We start from the raw sequence: 18119 nt of genomic DNA on the forward strand, positions 1-18119 counted from the left end.
TTACGAGGGTTGAGCGGGTTGGATGGCAGTAGCGTTTATCCAGCTGCCGGATCGCGGCGCGAATTCTCCGCTCACACCGCCTCCACAAACCCTTCCAGCACCCGTTTCTGACCGGCCTTGTCGAAGTCGACGGTGAGCTTGTTGCCGTCGACCAAGGCGACGGTGCCGTTGCCGAATTTCAGGTGGAACACCCGGTCGCCTTCGGAAAACCGGCTTTCCTGATCGGCCACGGATTTCGCCACCAGCTCGCCTTCGATCTCGCGCGGGCCGCCGCGTTTGGCGGAGGAATAAAGGCCGAGACCCTTCTTCGGGGGCTGGTTGTGGCCGCGGCCGGCTCTGCCGGTGTTTGAGCGCGAGGAGGGGGCGTCCGCCTCATAGGTGATCTCGCGGGTGCGCCCGCCGGACCAGCCATCGCCGCCGCTGCGGCGCGTGCCGCCGTCGGCAAAGCCGGCCTGTGCGGCCTGGGCTCTGCGCCAGCCGGGGGTGGAATAGGCCTGTTCCTTGAAGGCATTGCCGCCGTCCCAGCGCGAGGCGCCATAACCGCCGAAGCCGCCGGCACCATAGCCGCCATAAGACGTGTTCGCCTCCATCACCTCCACATGGCCTTCGGGAAGCTCGTCGAGAAAGCGCGAAGGGATGGTCGACTGCCACAGGCCATGGATGCGGCGGTTGGAGACGAACCAGATTTTCACCCGCCGCTTGCCGCGCGTGATGCCGACATAGGCGAGGCGCCGCTCTTCTTCCAAGCCGCTGCGGCCGCCCTCGTCGAGCGCGCGCTGATGGGGAAAGAGGCCTTCCTCCCAGCCCGGTAGGAACACGGTCTCGAATTCCAGGCCCTTGGCCGAATGCAGCGTCATGATCGAGACGGCGTCGAGCTCGTTGTCCTGCTCGGCATCCATGACGAGCGCAACATGCTCCAGGAACGAGGGAAGGGACTCGTACTCCTCCATGGAGCGGATCAGCTCCTTGAGGTTTTCCAGCCGCCCCGGCGCCTCGGCCGAGCGGTCGTTCTGCCACATCTCGGTGTAGCCGGACTCTTCGAGGATCTGCTCGGCCAACTCGGTGTGCTTGGTGGAGTCGAGCAACTCCGACCAGCGCCGGAAATTGGCGACGACCTGGCGCAGCGTGTTGCGGGGCTTGGGCTTGAGCTCCTCCGTCTCGACCATCTCGCCGGCGGCCGCGATCAGCGGGATCTCGCGCTCTCGGGCATAGTCGTGGAGAAGCCGGATGGTGGCATCGCCAAGGCCACGCTTCGGCGTGTTGACGATCCGCTCGAAGGCGAGATCGTCCGCCGGCTGACAGACGCAGCGGAAATAGGCGAGCGCATCGCGGATCTCCATGCGCTCGTAAAAGCGCGGACCGCCGATGACCCGATAGGGCAGGCCCATGGTCACGAAACGATCCTCGAAGGAACGCATCTGGAAGGAGGCGCGCACCAGGATCGCCATGTCGTTGAGGTTGTGATCCTCGCGGCGCTGCAGATCCTCGATCGCCTCACCGATGGCCCGGGCCTCTTCTTCGGAGTCCCATCCGGCATTCACCTCGACCTTGGGGTCTTCGGGGTCGGGCGTGTCGGTGAAGAGGGTCTTGCCCAGCCGGTCCTCATTGTGGGCGATGAGGTGCGAGGCCGCGCCGAGGATGTGGCCGGTGGAGCGGTAGTTGCGTTCAAGGCGGATGACCGTGGCGCCGGGAAAATCCTTGTCGAAGCGCAGGATGTTGTCGACCTCGGCGCCACGCCAGCCATAGATCGACTGGTCGTCGTCGCCGACACAGCAGATGTTGATGGTGGGCGCCCCGCTCCCTCGCCCTTCGACAGGCTCAGGGTGAGGGAGCTTGGAACTCGCTCGTTGCGGCGTTCGATCGTCGGTGTTGGTGGCGGCTTGGGCGGGATCTGACGGTTGCGCCGCACTCCCTCGTCCTTCGACAGGCTCAGGATGAGGGAGTTCAGCTTCGCCGCTGTGTTCTTCATTTTCGCCGCGGCGCTCACTCGAGGAGGGCCGCGACATAGTTCCCTCACCCTGAGCCTGTCGAAGGGCAGGGGGACGGGCCGACGCACCACGGCTTTCCGAGGAGCGCTGCGCCAGCAGCCGCAGCCACATATATTGCGCGACGTTGGTGTCCTGGTACTCGTCGACCAGGATGTATTTGAACCGGCGATGGTACTCGGCTAGAACGTCCGGGTTTTCGCGAAACAGCGCGATCGGGTGCATCAGCAGATCGCCGAAATCGCAGGCGTTCAGCGTCTTCAGGCGGGCCTGATAGGCGGCGTAGAGTTCGCGGCCCTTGCCGTTGGCGAACGCCCTTGCATCGCCCTCCGGAATGTCTTTCGGCGAAAGCCCCTTGTTCTTCCAGCCGTCGAGCATGTTGGCGAAGGTGCGGGCCGGCCAGCGCTTGTCGTCGAGATTCTCGGCCTGGATCAGCTGCTTGATCAGGCGGATCTGGTCGTCGGTGTCGAGGATGGTGAAGTTTGGCTTCAGCCCGACCAGCTCGGCATGGCGGCGCAGGATCTTGACACCGATCGAGTGGAAGGTGCCGAGCCAGGGCATGCCCTCGACCTGACCGCCGACCAGCATGCCGATGCGCGTCTTCATCTCGCGCGCGGCCTTGTTGGTGAAGGTAACGGCAAGGATCTGGCTGGGCCAGGCGCGGCCGGTCGCGAGGATATGGGCGATGCGCGTCGTCAGCACGCGCGTCTTGCCGGTGCCGGCCCCAGCGAGCACCAGAACGGGGCCTTCGGTGGTCTCCACCGCGGCGCGCTGTTCGGGGTTGAGGCCGGCGAGATAGTCCGGGGCCTTCTGCCCGCGCGAAGCCATGGCGCGGGACGCAATGCCGCCCTGGCGCGGCTGGTGGGCGGGCGCTGATTCGTCGAAATTGCTCATCGGCCGCAATGTAAGCAATCGCGTCTGGAACACCAATGCCGACGCGGTCGACCCGGCCGATCAGCCGCGCCCCTTCTTGCGCCCGCCGGCGAGGGTGATGACGGCAACGATGATGACGCCGGTGAAGATCTGCCTGAGCCCGGCGCCGACACCGAGCGTGTTGAGCATGGTGATGAGCAGATAGAGGAACAGCGCCGCGCCCCAGATGCCGGAGACGTTGGAGAACCCGCCGGCGACCGACGTGCCGCCGATGACGACGACCGCGATCGAGGCGAGGAGATATTCCTCGCCCATGTTGAGCGAGGCGCCGCCGGAGAAGGCGGCCAGCATCACGCCGCAGAACGCCGCGAAACAGGCCGAGAGCGCGTAGGTGGCAAAGCGCATCGTGCCGACGCGCACGCCGGCAAGGTCGGCCGCGTTGATGTTCTGGCCGATCGCCGTGACCGATCGGCCGTAGACGCTGCGGTGGAGGACGACGGCCATCACCACCGCAAGAAGGATGGTGACGATCGCCAAGATCGGAACGCCGAGAACGCGGCCGGTGGCGATTTCGGCGAGGAAGGGCGGTGGCGCGATGCGCAGGCCTCGGCCATAGACGATCGCCAGCGACTGCACGATGAAGCTCGAGGAGAGGGTCGCGATGATCGGCGGGATGCGCAGGAGCCAGATCAGGAGATAGTTGAACGAGCCGATCAGGAAGCCGGCTGCGATGGCCGCCGCGAGTCCGGGCAGGATCATCGCATCGCTGCCGCCCATGGTGGTCATGGCGATCGCACCGGCAAGCGCGATCGTCGCGGGCACCGACAGGTCGATATTGCCGGGACCCGTGGTGATCACGAACATCTGTCCGATGCCGACGATCGCGTAGAAGGCGCCGAAGGACAGGGCCGCGGTGATGATCTGCCCGGCCCCGGACCAGTTGTTCGCCGCGAGCGTGACGGCGAAGATCACGAGTGCGCCGACGAAGGAAAAGAGCCAGGGGGCCGAGCGGGCGAGGCCCGCCAGCCCGGCGGCGGAGCGCTTGGTGGTCATGCCTGCCGCTCCTCCAGCCGGTTCACCAGCGAGCGCAGCGCCAGAACGACGATCAGGATGATGCCCTGGGCGCCGATCTGCCATTCGGGCGAGATCCGCAGGAAGGACAGGAGCGAGCCCACGAGGGCGAGCGTCAGGGCGCCGAGGATCGCGCCGATGGGCGACACCCGGCCCCCGGTAAACTCGCCGCCGCCGAGGATCACGCCGGCGATCGAGAACAGCGTGTAGCGGAGCGCGATATTCGCGTCGGCGGAGGTCGTCGTGCCGACGAGGATCATGCCGCTCATCACGCCGAAGAAGCCGGCGAGCGCGTACATCGTCACCTTGGTCTTCAGAAGCGACCAGCCGGCGCGCTCCACGGCCTGCGGGTTACCGCCCGAGCCGCGCAGCACGGCCCCCGTCGCCGAGCGCATCAGGGCGAAATGGACGATCAGGCCGAGGATCAGCGAGGCGAGGATCGAGAAGGGGATGAAGGGCATGCGGAATTTGACGAGGCCCGAAAGCCAGTCGGGCGCACTGCCGCCGGGGCTCGGCAGAAGCAGGATGGCACAGCCGCTCCACACGAAGGACATGCCGAGCGTCACCACGATCGAGGGCAGATTGCGCAGATGGATCAACGCGCCCAGCGCCGCATAGGCCGCGATGCAGCCGAGAAGCGCGACGACGCCCAGCAGCGGCGCCTCGTTCAGCCAGGTCGCGGTGATGCAGGCGACCAGCGAGACGAAACTGCCGATCGACAGATCGAGATCGTTGACCGTCAGGATGAACATCTGCGCAATGGTCGCAAAGGCGATCGGCAGAGCGAGGTTCAGCATCAGGTTGAGGCCGAAATAGCTCATCGTGCGCGGCTGGACGTAGAAGATCGCACCCAGCAGCACGGCGAAGGAGAGCGCCGGAACCAGCGAACGCAGGATCTTCGGGTCGAGGATCGTTCGCGGCATCAGGCGGCCTCTCCCTCGAAGGAGGCGTGCAGCACCTTCTGCTCGCTCAGCTGATCGCGCTCGATGTCGGCGGCGATCAGCCCGTTGCGGAAGACATAGACGTGGTTGCAGTTCACGAGCTCGTCGAACTCCGTCGTGTACCAGAGAAAGGCGCGACCGTTTTCCGCTTCCTGCCGGATGCGCTCATAGACCTCGCGCTTGGTGCCTACGTCGACGCCGCGCATCGGATCGTCCATGGCGATGATCTCCGCATCCGAGGCCAGAGCGCGGGCGAACAGCGCCTTCTGCTGGTTGCCGCCGGAGAGCGTGAGGATGTTGTCGCCCATGTCGGGCGTGCGGATCTTCAGGGTCTCGCGCCAGCGATCCTCCATCTCGCGTTCGCGGCCTTTTTCCAGAAGTCCGAGGCGGGAGAGCGCCGAGAGCGAGCGCACCGTGACGTTCTGGCCGATCGTCCAGAGCGGGAAGATGCCGTCGGCCTGCCGGTCGCCGGCGACGAAGGCGATCTTGCCGTTCACCGAGGCGTATCGCGAGCGGTGGCGCGCGGCATTGTGGATGAGGCGGAGGAGGGCGGTCTGGCCATGGCCGGCGAGACCCGCGAGGCCGACGATTTCGCCGGGATGGAGTTCGAGACGCTGGTCATCCGTCTGGCGGGGCGGGCGGGCGCTGACGATCGGCTCGCCCCTGCGCTGGCTTTCACTCGCCTGAGACTGCGGGGCCGGGGTATCTTCGTCGGTGACATGGCCCATCGAGGCTACGAGACTGTGCCGGTCGAACTTGTCCGCCGGGCGTTCCTCGACGATCAGCCCGTCGCGCATGACCGCGATGCGGTCGCAGGTGCCGAAGATGTCGCCCAATATGTGTGAGATCAGGATGACGCTGCCGCCTGCTTCAACGAAGCGTTTGACGTAGGCCAGGAGCTGCGAGGCGACCTGCTGGTCGAGCGAGGAGGTGGGCTCGTCGAGGATGACCAGCCGCGGCTCGCTTTCAGTTGCGGAAAAATTGGCGGCGATTTCCACCATCTGCCGGCGACCGATCGAGAGATCGCCGACGACCGCTCCGGCCGATATGCCGTGGTCGGGGAAGATCTCGTCAAGTTTGGTGGCGATCAGCCGGGCGGCCTGCCGCCGCCAGCCGAAACCACGGATCGAGCCGTGCCGCAGCCGGGTGTTTTCCGCGACCGTGAGGTTGGGGCAGAGAGAGAGTTCCTGGAACACGCAGCGGATGCCGGCGTCGTGGGCACGGGCGACGGAATGGTCGGAGGCCGCCACCACATCGCCGTTCAGCCGGACTTCGCCGCGGTCGTGGGCGAGCGTTCCGGCAAGAACCTGCATGAGTGTCGACTTGCCGGCGCCGTTATGGCCGACGACACCGACGCATTCGCCGGGCCGGACACTAAAATCGACGCCATCGAGAGCCTTCACGGCGCCAAAGGATTTGGCGACATCGTTCAGTTCCACGATCGGCCGGTCGGACGAGGCGGATGGGGACATGGCAGTTCGCGCGGATGGAGGTCGGATGGGGGGAGAAGCCGGCCCCGCTCGCCCGATGGATCAGGTGGGCGGGCGAGGCCGGATGCGTCATTTCGCCGAGGAAATCAGCTCCTGGGCCTCTTCCCTGGTATATTCCTTGTTGGTGACGCCGCCCTCGGGCGTCATCTCGAGCCCCTGGTCGAGACCGTCCTGATCGATCCTGAGGGTCGGGACCTGCAGATCCTTCGGCACGTCGGCGCCGGCGAGGATCTGCTGGGCGACCCAGAAGCCGAGGGTGGAGACGCCCGGTGCAATCGACTGGGAGAAGGTCTCGTAGCCGTTCTCGTCCTTCTGCTCCTTCCACCACTGCAACTCGTCCGAACGGTTGCCCATGATGATGGTCGGAACTTCGCGCCCGGCGGCCTCGAAGGCCCGCGCTGCGCCATAGCCGTCACCGCCCTGGGTCACGACGCCCACCACGTCGGGCAGGCTCGGCAGGACGCTCGCCACGGATTTCTGGGCAACGGTCTGCGTCCAGTCACCCTGGACCTCGCGGGCGATCTCAAACTGCGGGTGCTTTTCGATGCCTTCCAGAATGCCCGCATGGATCTGCTCGTCCACCGAAGTGCCCGGCAGGCCGCGGATCTCGAGCAACGGGCCGCCATCGGGATAGCGCTCGGCCAGATAGTCGATCTGGTCGACGCCCATCTTCTTGAAGTCGACGGCGATCCGCCAGGCGCATTCCTCGGTCACGGTCGCGTCGAAGGAGACGACGGTGATGCCGGCGTCGCAGGCTTCCTTGACGGCGCCGTTGAGGGCCGTCGGCGAAGCGGCGTTGAGGACGATCGCGTCATAGCCCTGCAGGATCATGTTCTGAAGCTGCGCGGCCTGCTCGGTGGCGGAGTTCTCGGCCGTGGTGTTCGCGTCGGCGGAGGCGACGACACCGTCTTCGACGGCCTTCGCGGTCGCCTCCTGCCAGCTCTTGATCATCGCCTGGCGCCAGGAATTGCCGGCGTAATTGTTCGAGAGCGCCACGTTCTTGTCGCTGGTATCGGCATCCTGGGCGAATGCCGGCATGGCGGCCGACAGGGCCAGCGCCCCGGCCAGGCAGATCAGTTTCGTTCGCACCATCGTTCTCCTCCTTTGATGGTTTGGTCGTTGCTATCGGGTCAGCGATAGATGAGCGTCGGCAGCCACATGGTCAGCGCCGGGATGAAGGTGATCAGAAAGAGCACGGCGAACAGCGGAATCAGGAACGGCGCCGTCGCCGACACGCAGCGCTCGAACGGAATGTTCGAAACCCGCGACAGGACGTAGAGAACCATACCGATCGGCGGCGTCAACAGGCCGATCATCAGGTTGAGCACCATGACCACGCCGAAATGAACCGGATCCACGCCCATCTGCTGGGCGATCGGCAGGAGCACGGGCGTGAGGATCGTGATCGCCGCTACCGTCTCCATGAAGCAGCCGACGATCAGAAGGATCAGATTGATCAGCAGAAGCACGATCCAGGGATTCTCGGATATCGTCAGGATGAGTGCCGCGAATTGCTCCGGGGCGCGGTTCGACGTCAGGATCCAGGCGAAAATCGACGCCGCCGCGACGATGAAGAGCACGACGGCGGTGGTTTCGATCGTGTCGAACGAGACCCGCAGGAAGCGATTCAGCGAAAGCGTGCGATAGACGACGAGGCCGAGGAACATCGCCCAGACGCAGGCGGCGATCGCCGCCTCGGTGGGCGTGAAGGCGCCGGAGAGGATGCCGCCGACGATGATGACCGGCGTCATCAGCGAGAGCAGAGCGCGTTTGAAGGTGATGCCGAGGATCGAGAGCTGGAAGGGCTGGTCCACCGGATAGTTGCGGCGGCGCGCATAGAGCGCGATCATCGCCATCAGGGACACGGCCATCAGAAGACCCGGCAGGAAACCGGCGGCGAAAAGCTGGCCGATCGAGGCGCCGGCGACGACGCCATAGATCACCATCGGTAGCGACGGCGGGATGATCGGCCCGATGGTCGAGGACGCCGCGGTGATGCCGACGGCAAAGCCCGGCTCGTAATTGGCGTCGCGCATCGCCTTGATCTCGATCGCGCCGAGCCCGCCGGCATCGGCGACGGCCGCGCCCGACATGCCGGCGAAGATGACCGAAGCGCCGACATTTACATGGCCGAGTCCGCCGCGCATCCAGCCGAAGATGGCCTTGGCGAAGTCGAAGATGCGCTCGGTGATGCCGGCCGAATTCATCAGATTGCCGGCGAGGATGAAGAAGGGGATCGCCAGAAGCGGAAAGGAGTCGACGCCATTCACCATCCGGTGGATGACGACGACTTCCGGCACGCGCCCTTCCAACAGGATGAAGACCGCCGAGGAGGCGGCAAGCGAGATCGCGACCGGCACGCCGAGCACGATCAGGAGAAGCAGAAGCACGAAGAGAAGGGCGAGAAGCATCGGAGCCGATTCAATTGGCGGACGGGAAGGGGATGAGACGGCCGAAGCTCTCAACCGGCAGAACAGGGCAGTCGGTCGCGTTCGCCTTCAAGCTCAAAGGCCTTGGCCGCTGACGGCGAAACGTTCGGGATCGACCAGCCGGCTGGTGCCGGAGCGCCAGTGCCGGACGAGCGCCAGGACGGCGTAGAGGGTCATGAAGGCCATGCAGACAGCGACGATCCAGTAGACGACGGATTTGGGGACATCGATCGACACCATCTTCTGATAGGTGCGGCCGGCGAGCTGCACGCAAAGCCAGGCCATCGCGCCGTAGAAGATGATGGAGACGACGTCGACGAAGATCTGCAGGCCGAAACGGATGGACCGGGAGAAGTAGCGGTAGAACAGTTCCACCGCGATGTGGCTCTCCTTGCGGGCGGCCATGATCGAACCGGTGAAGGTCACTGCGATCAGCAGAAACCGCGCGATCTCTTCCGTCCATCCGAGGGAATCGTTGAGAACGTAGCGGGTGAAGAACTGCAGGAAGACGACGACCGCGAGGACCCAGAAGACGACCAGCACGACGCTGTCGCCCCAGGAAACATCCGACAGGTCGACACTCTGCTCGATGAGCGGGGAGGGCTCCTCCGCCCGAACGCCCGGCTCCGGATCGACAGATGACATTCGCCTCCTCCCAGAGAACGGCGGCAGATGGCGCCCTCAGACGTCACCTGCCGCTGGTCATTTTACGCCAGACGATCCGGCTATTCGATAGCCTGAAGTCGGTCGTAGGTCTCCTGATCCCAGGTGGCATCCGGACCGTTGTGGAGCTTCATCGTCATTTCGCGGAATGGCGTGATGTCCACGTCATGCACGTTGACGCCCTGCTCGCGGAACCACTCGGCGAGTTTGGCCTCGTTCTCGCGCACCTGGGTGGAAGCGCATTCGGCGGTTTCCTTGAGAACGCTGACCAGCGCCTCGCGGTCGGCCTCGTCCATCTGCCCCCAGGTCGGACCGCCCACGATGGTCAGCAGAGCATCGTTGATGTGCCCGGTCAGCGAGATGTCCGACTGGACCTCGTAGAATTTCTTGGCCTGGATGGTGGGGAGCGGATTCTCCTGCCCGTCGACCGTTCCCTGTTGCAGTGCAAGGTATACCTCGGCAAAGGCAATCGGTGTCGGATTGGCGTCGACCGCGTTCGGGAACATCATGTAGAGCGGCGCGTTCGGCACGCGGATCTTCATGCCCTGCATGTCTTCCGGCTTTTCGACCGGCTTGTTCGACGTCACGTGGCGCTGGCCGTAATAGGTGGTCGCGACGACATGGTTGCCGGTCGCCTCCATGTAGCCGTCGGCCAGCTCCTTGAAGAGGTCGGAGTTGCGATACTTGTCCCAGTGGTCGTAGCTGCGGAACATGTAGGGGGCGCCGCCGATGGCGATCGGGCCGTAGGCACGGCCGGCAAACAATTGTCCGGTATAGATAATGTCGACGGTGCCGAGGCCGAGGCCCTCATTGATGTCGACCTCCTTGCCGAGGGAGGAAGCCGGGTAGACCTCGATCGAATAGCGATCCTCCGTCGCGGCCTTCAGCTTGTCCGAGGCTTCAACAGCACAGGTGTGGTAGGGCTCGCTGACCTCATAGACGTGGGCGAATTTCAACACCGTCTCCGCCGAGGCGGGCATGGTGAACGCGGTGGTGGCGAAGAGAGCCAGAGCCAGCTTTGCCGTCGACTGCGCGTATCGCATTATTGTTCCTCCCCAATGTATACGCTGTCCGGGCATCATATTGTCTCGGACGCGAAGTGCAATGGGGCTGGGCATCTGCGGTGGCCGGCATCTTCCCGGTCCACCGGTTGTCCCGCTTGGAGCACGGGTACCGCGAATGTTGGTGACTACGGTGTGGGCGCGGGGGCGGCGGTTCAGGCGTGGGACTGAAGGGGAGAACTCGGCCGTTCCGTCGTCTCGCTGCCGGGAAAGACGATGTCGGCCCAGACCGGCAGGTGATCGGAAGCGCCCCGGGAGCGCGTCGACTTGTGGACGGCGGTCTCCACGACCTCGATATCCCGGCTGAGGACGATGCGATCGAGCGCACCGAGCGGCATCCGCGAGGGGAAGGAGGGACCGGGCTTGAGCAGGTTATGGTTGCGGGCGAACAGCTTCAGGCAGCGCCCTTCCGGGTTCCACTCGTTGAAGTCGCCGAGCATGACCGTCGGCATGGGATGCTCGGTGGCTTTCAGGTGCTCCAGAACCGCCCGCACCTGGCGGCGCCGCCAAAGCCCGAGGAGGCCCAGATGCATGGCGACGACGCGCAAAGCGCCATCTCCGACGGCGAGCTCCGCGACCGCAGCACCCCGCGGTTCGAGAGCCGGCAGCTTGAACCGATCCGTGCGAAGCAGTGTGATCCGGTCCTTGACCAAGATGGCATTGCCATACCAGCCGAGACGTCCGGCGAACATGCCGAGGGGGAGCGGACGGTAATGGGTCTGCTCCTGGATGGTCTTCGGCGGCAGGGAGGACAGCCGACTGCCGAAGCTGCGGTCGACCTCCTGCAGCGCCACCACATCGGCATCGATCTCCTTGAGAACCTCGAGGATTTCGTGCGGGCGCCGGCGCCAGTCCGTGCCGACGCTCTTGCGGATGTTGTAGGAAGCGATACGCAGCATGAAGGCAAGCCCTTTGCATCAGCCGAGCGGAGGGAGCGGGCGGCACACGAGGCCGGAGATCGTTAATTACAATCCCCACCGGCGCCGTTCGATCCTTTCAAGGCGCATCGCCCGCGGGAACTGACGACGTTAGGGAGACGGCGACGCATTTCCTCTCTGGACTCTTTTTAATGTCGGGCGCAATCTTTCGCTGGGGAAAGTCGACAGAGGGGGAAAACATGACCAGCGAAACGCTTTCGCATGCCATCCTGGCCGCCGAGACGGAAAAGGCGATCTGGATGCTGGGTCGCAAAGCCTTCCAGCGCAACGGTCTCGGCGCCTTCAACCCTTACGAACTGGCGGACAAGACGCAACGCGACCTGTGGATCGAAGGGTTCAACTACGAGCAGGAAATCCGCGCGGCGCGCGAGCCCCGCTTCTGAGCGCACGGCCGAATGGCGATGTTCAGGTGGGGGATGCGCTTCTCCGATCAGTGAAATTGTTTTGCGGACTGATGATTGCGGGGCATTCGCGCATTTCTGTTTGCGTTTCGGTTCCCATGTAATGCGCCGTGATGAAGACACTGCGCAAACCTTATCCGCCGATCGATCCGTATGATGTCGGTCGTCTATCCGTGGGCGACGGCCATGAGCTCTATTTCGAGCAGTGCGGCAATCCCGAAGGCCTTCCGGTGGTGTTCCTCCACGGAGGGCCGGGGAGCGGTTCTTCGCCCCAGCACCGGCGTCTCTTCGATCCTACGCGATACCGGATCGTGCTCTTCGACCAGCGAGGGTGCGGCCGCTCGACGCCGCTGGGTTCGCTCGATGCCAACGACACCTGGCAGCTGGTCGACGATCTGGAGCGGATCCGGCAGCATCTCGACATCGATCGCTGGCTGCTCTTCGGCGGTTCCTGGGGCGCCACGCTGGCGCTCGCCTATGCCCAGAAGCATCCGGATCGCGCTCGGGCGCTCGTCCTGCGCGGTGTGTTCTCGGGTCGGCGGTCGGAACTCGACTGGTTCTATGACAGCGGTGCCAGCCGGCTGTTTCCCGATCATTGGGAAAACCTCGTCGGTCTGATCCCGGCCGCAGAGCAGGACGATCTGATCGCTGCCTATCGTCGCCGGCTGACCCATGACGATCGCAATGTGCGGGCGGCGGCGGCGCGCGCCTGGTCTGCCTGGGAGGCGGCGACGGTCATGATGCGCTCGGCGGAAAGCCCTCCGGCAAGGGCCCCGACCGGCAGCGCGGCAGACGGGATGATCGCCTTTGCCCGGATCGAGAACCACTTCTTCTTCCACGAGCTCTGGCTGGAGGAAGGGCAACTCCTTGCCAACGCCGGCAAGCTGGCGGACATACCCGGTGTCATCGTTCAGGGGCGCTACGACGTGGTGACGCCGGCGATCACATCCTGGCAACTGGCCCAGGCCTGGCCAAAGGCCGACTACCGAATGGTCGAGGGGGCGGGCCACGCCTTCGCCGAACCGGGGATTCTGCACGAGCTGCTTCAGGCGACGGACCGCTTCGCACAAGAGCTCTAACCGCAGGTCGTCTCGGCGACTGGTGGCATGCGGACCACGATGGCGGTCCTTGTCTTTGGCGTCCTGCGGCAACATGGAAAGGATCAGTTCGATGCGTCTGTGGACCGGCGGCTGCCAATGCGGTGCAGTTCGCTTTCGCGCGTGTGGGGAACTCGGCACGGCATCCATCTGCCATTGCCGCATGTGCCAGAAGGCGTTCGGCTCGTTCTATGCTCCCCTCGTATCCGTTGCGGTCGACGCTCTGGTCTGGACCAAACGCGAGCCGAAGCGGTTCCAGTCCTCCAATCACGTCCGCCGCGGATTCTGTGAAGAGTGCGGGACGCCCCTGACCTATGAGGCGCCGGACGGTCTCGGCGTGTCCATTGGCGCCTTCGACGACGCTGCGGCCGTCGTTCCCACCGTGCAGTACGGCATCGAGGGCAGGCTGCGCTATGTCGACAGTCTGGCGGCATTGCCTGCGCTTCGGACGGAGGAGGATATCGTCGCAGCGGCCTTCCTCTCGTCGCTTGTTTCCCGTCAGCATCCCGATCATCCCACTGCAGACGAGGGGGGCGGCGAGGATGCCAGCCCATGAGCGTGATGCGAGAACCTTGCCGGTCCTTCCGGCATCGGCCGAGCCGCCATCGGGCGCCTCCTGTCGGACGCCCTCCAGGCTTGCCGGATTGCCTGGTCCTACCGTATGCAGCATCCCTCTTCCGGAAAGCATCGAACCCAATGCTTTTCCTTGTTTCTGCTGATCCCAATTGAGGCTGCCGGTCGGTGCGTCACTTCGTCATCAATCTCGACCGTTCCCCCGCCAGATGGCGCGAAATGGAAAAATCGGCCGAAGCGGTGAATGCCCGGCTCGTACGCGTTCCCGGTGTCGATGGCGCCGAGATCGATCCGGGAGACTGGATTGACGTCGATTGGGACCGGTTTCGCCGCTCCCATGGCCGTCGGATCCTGCCCGGGGAATATGGCTGTTATCGCAGTCATCTCGCCGCTCTCGAGGCTGTCATGGACTCCGGCGACCCGGTCGGGGTGATCTGCGAGGACGATGTGGTTCTCAGCGCGGAGACCGGGTCGGTGGTCGAGGCGGTTCTGTCCGAGAAGCCGGACCTTCATGTCCTCAAGCTCTTCAACAATCGCCTTCAGGGGTTCGTCCGTCATGGCGGTTCGAGCCCTTTCGAGGTGTTCGGGCGGTGCATTCATGGCCCGCAGGGGGCGGCGGCCTGCTACGCGGTGACGCGAGAGGGCGCTCAGATCGTTCACGCGGCTCTGAGCCGGATGTGGCTGCCCTTCGACGTCGCCCTGGAGCGGGGCTGGGATTATGGCGGGCGGGTCTACACCATGAGGCGCAACGTCGTCGGCTTCGGCCCACTCAACAAGAAGTCCACGATCATCACGAGCAAGGCATCGAGATACAAGCACACGAAGCCTTTCTTCCTGAAGCGTATCCCCGTCGCCATGTTTCGGGGCGTCGACTACGTCCGTCGTGCCCGTTACGCGCTCGGCTGAGCCTAGAGCGCCGTGCGTCCGATAGGACGCACGAAGGACGCTCTAACTCTTTGAAATTACGCATCAGGCTTTCGACTGTTTCCCAGGCTCCGATGGCCGGGATTTCCAGCGACACGTGACGCATGATGGGTTCGCTGGAAAGGGTCGCCGCTCGATCCATGGCCATCTCCGCCGCGACGCGGCCGCGCCATTGCGGATTCCTGCCCGCTGTGCCTTACTTTACGGAAGTCACGGGAGGCGCTTGATGTCGGATCGCAGAACCGTCCTCTTCCTGTTCGCTCTGGCCTTGACTGCAAGCGGTGGGCTTGCGGCGGCGCAGGAGCCATCCTCCCTGCCGGAGACGAATGGCGAGGGGCGATGGGTCTATGCGAGTCATCCCGTGCTCGGCGAAACCGCCCATGTGGTCATTGGCGATCGGGCGCTGGGTCTTGCCTGTCTGCCTGTCGACGACTCCGCCAGCGGCGCGTCGGTGCTGGTGATGCGGATGAGCTTCGGGCTGGTGCCGTCCGCGACGCTGTCCGACGGGGCAGTCAGCTTTTATTCGCGGCCGTTCGCGTTCGGGGGCGCCGCGACGTTCGAGGCCGTTCCGGCCGGCTTCATCGCGCGGGAGTTGGACGTCTGCAGCCAGACGCTGCCGCTTCTCAGCCGGTCCCGGGAGCTCGTCTTTTTGGAAGGCGAGCTGGTTTCGGGCGATGCCGGCGAGGGGGCGACCGTGACTCTCCGCCGCAACGGTGCCGAAACCGTCCTTGCCGGAGAGAGTGATCTGCAAGCCGCGAGCGGACGGATCGTCATTCCCTTGCGCGGATCCTCCCGGGCGATCCAAAGGCTGGAGGCGGCCTGTCCCGCGATCGGCAGGACAAAGGCCGCTCTCTGCCCGGGGGGATGACCAGCAAGCGGGGCGATGAGACCGCCGCCCCGCGGGCCAGGTCACTCTTGCGAATCTGAAGCTTTGGAGCCGAGGCGGCGATCAGTAATCGCCATGAAATTCCTCGAAGACGAGGCGGGCATTGCCGCTTCGTTCCGAATAGCCGGTGACGCGGCAGCTTCCCTTGGCCCGGATCGGGGCTGCGCCCGAAAGATAGATTACGCCGCCGCCCGCGGCCGGCCCGGCGACGTTATAGGCTGCGGGCTGGCAGCCCTGCCGGAAGACATAGGCGACGCCGGCGAGACCACGGCCTTGAAAGCGGCCCTCGAAGAGCACCGTTCCCGGCCGGACGCCGTGTTTGTAGAGGCTTCGCTTCGGCTCCTCGTAGCGGATCGTGACGCGGCCACCGCGCTCGTCGAGGCGCATCAGCGAGCCATTGTGATCGTAGAGGTCGTAAGCTCTTGCTGCGCCGGCCCCCATGGCGGAGGCGGAAATCCCCATCAGGACGGAGAGGGCGCCAGCCCGGATCGCTCGCGAAAATGGCATAAGGTTCATTCTGATTTTCCTTGCGTCACCTGCCCCGAACAGGCGGTAGAATACCAGATGTGAACCGGAAGTGAATGCGGCGTCCTTGTCGCAGCAAGACCGAATACTGTGAGGACTTAGGGTTCGGGTTCTATCGACGGCAGCCGTCGCCGTATCGTCAGACCGTCTCGCCGAACACGGACTCGAAATTCTTGTGCAGAAGCGTGTCCACCTCCGGCATCGAGACGAGGAAGCCGAGATCGGCGAGGCTCGTCACGCCATGGCCCCGAATCCCGCAAGGGACGATGCCGGCGAAATGGTCGAGGTCGGGATCGACATTGAGCGAGATGCCATGAAAGGTCACCCAGCGGCGCACCCGAATGCCGATGGCGGCGATCTTGTCCTCCGCCACGCCGCCGTCTGGGGTGGGCGGTCGCTCCGGGCGCTGGACCCAGACACCGACCCGGTCCTCCCGACGTTCCCCGGTGACCTGGAACTCGGCGAGCGTCGCCATGATCCAGGCTTCCAGGGCCGTGACGAAGGCCCGCACATCCTGCCGGCGGCGCTTGAGGTCGAGAAGCACATAGGCCACCCGCTGGCCCGGTCCGTGATAGGTGTATTGCCCACCCCGTCCCGCGGCGAAGACCGGAAAGCGCGAATCGAGGAGATCTGTGTCCCGCGCGCCCGTCCCGGCCGTGTAGAGCGGCGGGTGTTCGAGAAGGATCACGGCTTCCCGCGCACGGCCATCGGCAATCGCCGCAGCCCGTTCCTCCATCATCGCCAGCGCGTCCTGATAGGCCGTCAGGCCGTCGAGCACGTGCCACTCGACCGGCGGGGAGCCCTCAGCCGGAAGAAAGCGATCGGTCGCGGCCAGGAGACGCTGTTGCTCGGGGAGAGAAGGGGACACCGTGTCGCTCATGCGCTGCATATAGCGATTCCAGATCCGCGGCGACAGACGCGAACCACCTCTCATGCCGGACCGCAGCGCCAACTTCCGCAGGCCGCACGCTTTTCTCGCACTAGCCGCAACTTGCCTCTTGTGCCCTGCGACAAGTCTTGTTAAACGCCCGCCACCGATGCCGGACACGGCTTCGGCACACGGCGTGCGGTCGTGGCGGAATTGGTAGACGCGCAGCGTTGAGGTCGCTGTGGGGCAACCCGTGGAAGTTCGAGTCTTCTCGACCGCACCATTCAATTGCCAAGACATTGGTATCGTTGAGGAATTTTCCTCGAACCCCGTACCTGGAAGCAGGGTGCGGGGATAGGCTGTTCACCCGGCGTTCCGATCCATCTTCGTGATGGCGGCCCTGGCGAGTCTGCGGCGGTCGGCGGCGCGGGTGTAGAGCGAGGCCATCGCGCCGCCCTGCCAGCCGAAGATCGCTTCCAGTTCGGAGACCGTGGCGCCGGCATTCGCCGCTCGGGTGGCGCCGATCTTGCGCACGCCGTGAGCCGACTTTTGGACGCCGGCGGCGCGCGCTGCGGTGCGGAAGCGGTTGCCGAACGTCTCCTTGGTCAGGGGCTTGCCGCGCTCGCCGCAGATGAAGGCGAGATCTCCGGTCGGGCCGGCGGAGAGCGTTGCGGCCAGGACCGGCAGGATCGGGATTGCGACCTCGACCATGTAGCCGCTCTTTTCCGTCCGGATCGAGGCGACGCCCTCGCGGACGTGCTGACGGCCGAGGCGAACGGCATCGCCGCGTCTGAGGCCCGTGTAGAGCAGCACGTCGAGCCAGACCCGTTCGCGCGTGCCGAGCGGCCAGCGTTTTTCGTAGCGCTCGACCTCCTCTTCGGTCCAGACCGGGAAGCCTTCGCCTTTCGCGCGCCTGGGGTTTTTCACGCCTGCCGTCGGGTCGACGGCGACGAGCCCGGCGTCGAGCGCCCAGCGAAAGAGGCCGCGCATCGCGTCGAGGAAGTTGCGGGCCTGAGCGGGCGTCGTGGCGCGTTTCTCGCGTCCGGCGACGATGACGGCGCGGGTGAAGGACGCGTAGGGCTGGCGACCGGCGGCCGCGACGACGCCGTGAAAGATGTTTTGGCGCTGGCGACGCGTGGCGACGGACAGGGCCGCCCATGCACCCGTCTCGCGGTATCGGTCCAGCAGCCACTCGAACGAGCCCGACGCCGCTCGCGGGGAAGGCTCCTCGGCCTTCCCCTCGATCGCGGCTTGATAGGCCGCCATGAATTCCGGAGATCCGTAGTCGCCGCGGATGCGGATGCGGGGACCGGCGCCCTTGCGCACGTACCATACGGTCGTCCCGTGGCGGGTGGTTTCTTTCAAGAGGTAGGGCGGTCGGCGGCGCGGCATGT

Annotated in this window: 17 protein-coding genes and 1 tRNA gene; 6 read left to right on the top strand and 12 right to left on the bottom strand. The window is 65.1% G+C overall.

The genetic code is table 11. The features are described from left to right. Positions 1-71 precede the first annotated feature (71 nt). The 9 genes from MF134_RS07565 to MF134_RS07605 form a co-directional block, all read right to left on the bottom strand. Complete coding sequence (locus MF134_RS07565; protein WP_255338815.1) at positions 72-2879, bottom strand: ATP-dependent helicase; 2808 nt, start codon at positions 2877-2879, stop codon at positions 72-74. A gap of 60 nt (positions 2880-2939) precedes the next feature. Beyond that, the gene (locus tag MF134_RS07570; RefSeq protein WP_255338816.1) at positions 2940-3911 is read right to left on the bottom strand and encodes an ABC transporter permease; all 972 of its coding nucleotides are present in this window, start codon (positions 3909-3911) and stop codon (positions 2940-2942) included. Beyond that, on the bottom strand, positions 3908-4852 hold the full coding sequence (locus MF134_RS07575) for an ABC transporter permease (RefSeq protein ID WP_255338817.1): 945 nt from the start codon (positions 4850-4852) through the stop codon (positions 3908-3910). The genes MF134_RS07570 and MF134_RS07575 overlap by 4 nt, the downstream gene beginning before the upstream one ends. Further along, positions 4852-6342 (bottom strand): sugar ABC transporter ATP-binding protein, encoded by a 1491-nt coding sequence (locus MF134_RS07580; protein ID WP_255338818.1) that lies wholly within the window; start codon positions 6340-6342, stop codon positions 4852-4854. The genes MF134_RS07575 and MF134_RS07580 overlap by 1 nt, the downstream gene beginning before the upstream one ends. Positions 6343-6429: 87 nt before the next feature. Beyond that, positions 6430-7449 (bottom strand): substrate-binding domain-containing protein, encoded by a 1020-nt coding sequence (locus tag MF134_RS07585; RefSeq protein ID WP_457589961.1) that lies wholly within the window; start codon positions 7447-7449, stop codon positions 6430-6432. A gap of 41 nt (positions 7450-7490) precedes the next feature. Then, entirely contained in the window at positions 7491-8771 is a 1281-nt protein-coding gene (locus tag MF134_RS07590) for a TRAP transporter large permease (protein WP_255338820.1), read from the bottom strand. Positions 8772-8864: 93 nt separating this feature from the next. Then, on the bottom strand, positions 8865-9434 hold the full coding sequence (locus MF134_RS07595) for a TRAP transporter small permease (protein WP_255338821.1): 570 nt from the start codon (positions 9432-9434) through the stop codon (positions 8865-8867). Positions 9435-9514: 80 nt separating this feature from the next. Next, positions 9515-10495, bottom strand: coding sequence for a sialic acid TRAP transporter substrate-binding protein SiaP (locus tag MF134_RS07600; RefSeq protein ID WP_255338822.1), 981 nt, complete (start codon positions 10493-10495; stop codon positions 9515-9517). A gap of 173 nt (positions 10496-10668) precedes the next feature. Beyond that, positions 10669-11412 carry an endonuclease/exonuclease/phosphatase family protein gene (locus MF134_RS07605; protein ID WP_255338823.1) on the bottom strand — a complete coding sequence of 248 codons (744 nt, stop codon included), beginning with the start codon at positions 11410-11412 and terminating at the stop codon, positions 10669-10671. Between the two features lie 218 nt (positions 11413-11630). On the opposite strand from MF134_RS07605, the gene MF134_RS07610 reads away from it, so the two are divergent. From MF134_RS07610 to MF134_RS07630, 5 genes are all read left to right on the top strand, one after another. Next, positions 11631-11834: a hypothetical protein gene (locus MF134_RS07610; RefSeq protein ID WP_255338824.1), complete on the top strand. Its 204-nt coding sequence runs from the start codon at positions 11631-11633 to the stop codon at positions 11832-11834. A 131-nt stretch (positions 11835-11965) separates the two neighbouring features. Then, positions 11966-12931 carry a prolyl aminopeptidase gene (gene pip / locus MF134_RS07615; RefSeq protein ID WP_255338825.1) on the top strand — a complete coding sequence of 322 codons (966 nt, stop codon included), beginning with the start codon at positions 11966-11968 and terminating at the stop codon, positions 12929-12931. 91 nt (positions 12932-13022) lie between these two features. Beyond that, a complete protein-coding gene (locus MF134_RS07620; protein WP_255338826.1) occupies positions 13023-13505 on the top strand; it encodes a GFA family protein in 483 nt (160 codons plus the stop codon). A 185-nt stretch (positions 13506-13690) separates the two neighbouring features. Beyond that, complete coding sequence (locus MF134_RS07625; protein WP_255338827.1) at positions 13691-14428, top strand: glycosyltransferase family 25 protein; 738 nt, start codon at positions 13691-13693, stop codon at positions 14426-14428. Positions 14429-14672: 244 nt separating this feature from the next. After that, a complete protein-coding gene (locus MF134_RS07630; protein WP_255338828.1) occupies positions 14673-15314 on the top strand; it encodes a hypothetical protein in 642 nt (213 codons plus the stop codon). 81 nt (positions 15315-15395) lie between these two features. On the opposite strand, the gene MF134_RS07635 is transcribed toward MF134_RS07630, so the two are convergent. Both MF134_RS07635 and lipB read right to left on the bottom strand, forming a co-directional pair. Continuing rightward, a complete protein-coding gene (locus MF134_RS07635; protein ID WP_255338829.1) occupies positions 15396-15848 on the bottom strand; it encodes a hypothetical protein in 453 nt (150 codons plus the stop codon). Positions 15849-15996: 148 nt separating this feature from the next. Continuing rightward, positions 15997-16746, bottom strand: coding sequence for a lipoyl(octanoyl) transferase LipB (gene lipB, locus MF134_RS07640; RefSeq protein ID WP_457589957.1), 750 nt, complete (start codon positions 16744-16746; stop codon positions 15997-15999). 177 nt (positions 16747-16923) lie between these two features. Here lipB and MF134_RS07645 point away from each other — a divergent pair. Next, positions 16924-17008 (top strand) — tRNA-Leu (locus MF134_RS07645). A gap of 80 nt (positions 17009-17088) precedes the next feature. Here MF134_RS07645 and MF134_RS07650 read toward each other — a convergent pair. Continuing rightward, complete coding sequence (locus MF134_RS07650; RefSeq protein WP_255338983.1) at positions 17089-18117, bottom strand: tyrosine-type recombinase/integrase; 1029 nt, start codon at positions 18115-18117, stop codon at positions 17089-17091. Positions 18118-18119: the final 2 nt, after the last annotated feature.

The sequence above is a fragment of the Jiella marina genome (assembly GCF_024359545.1).
Classification (GTDB): Bacteria; Pseudomonadota; Alphaproteobacteria; order Rhizobiales; family Rhizobiaceae; genus Jiella.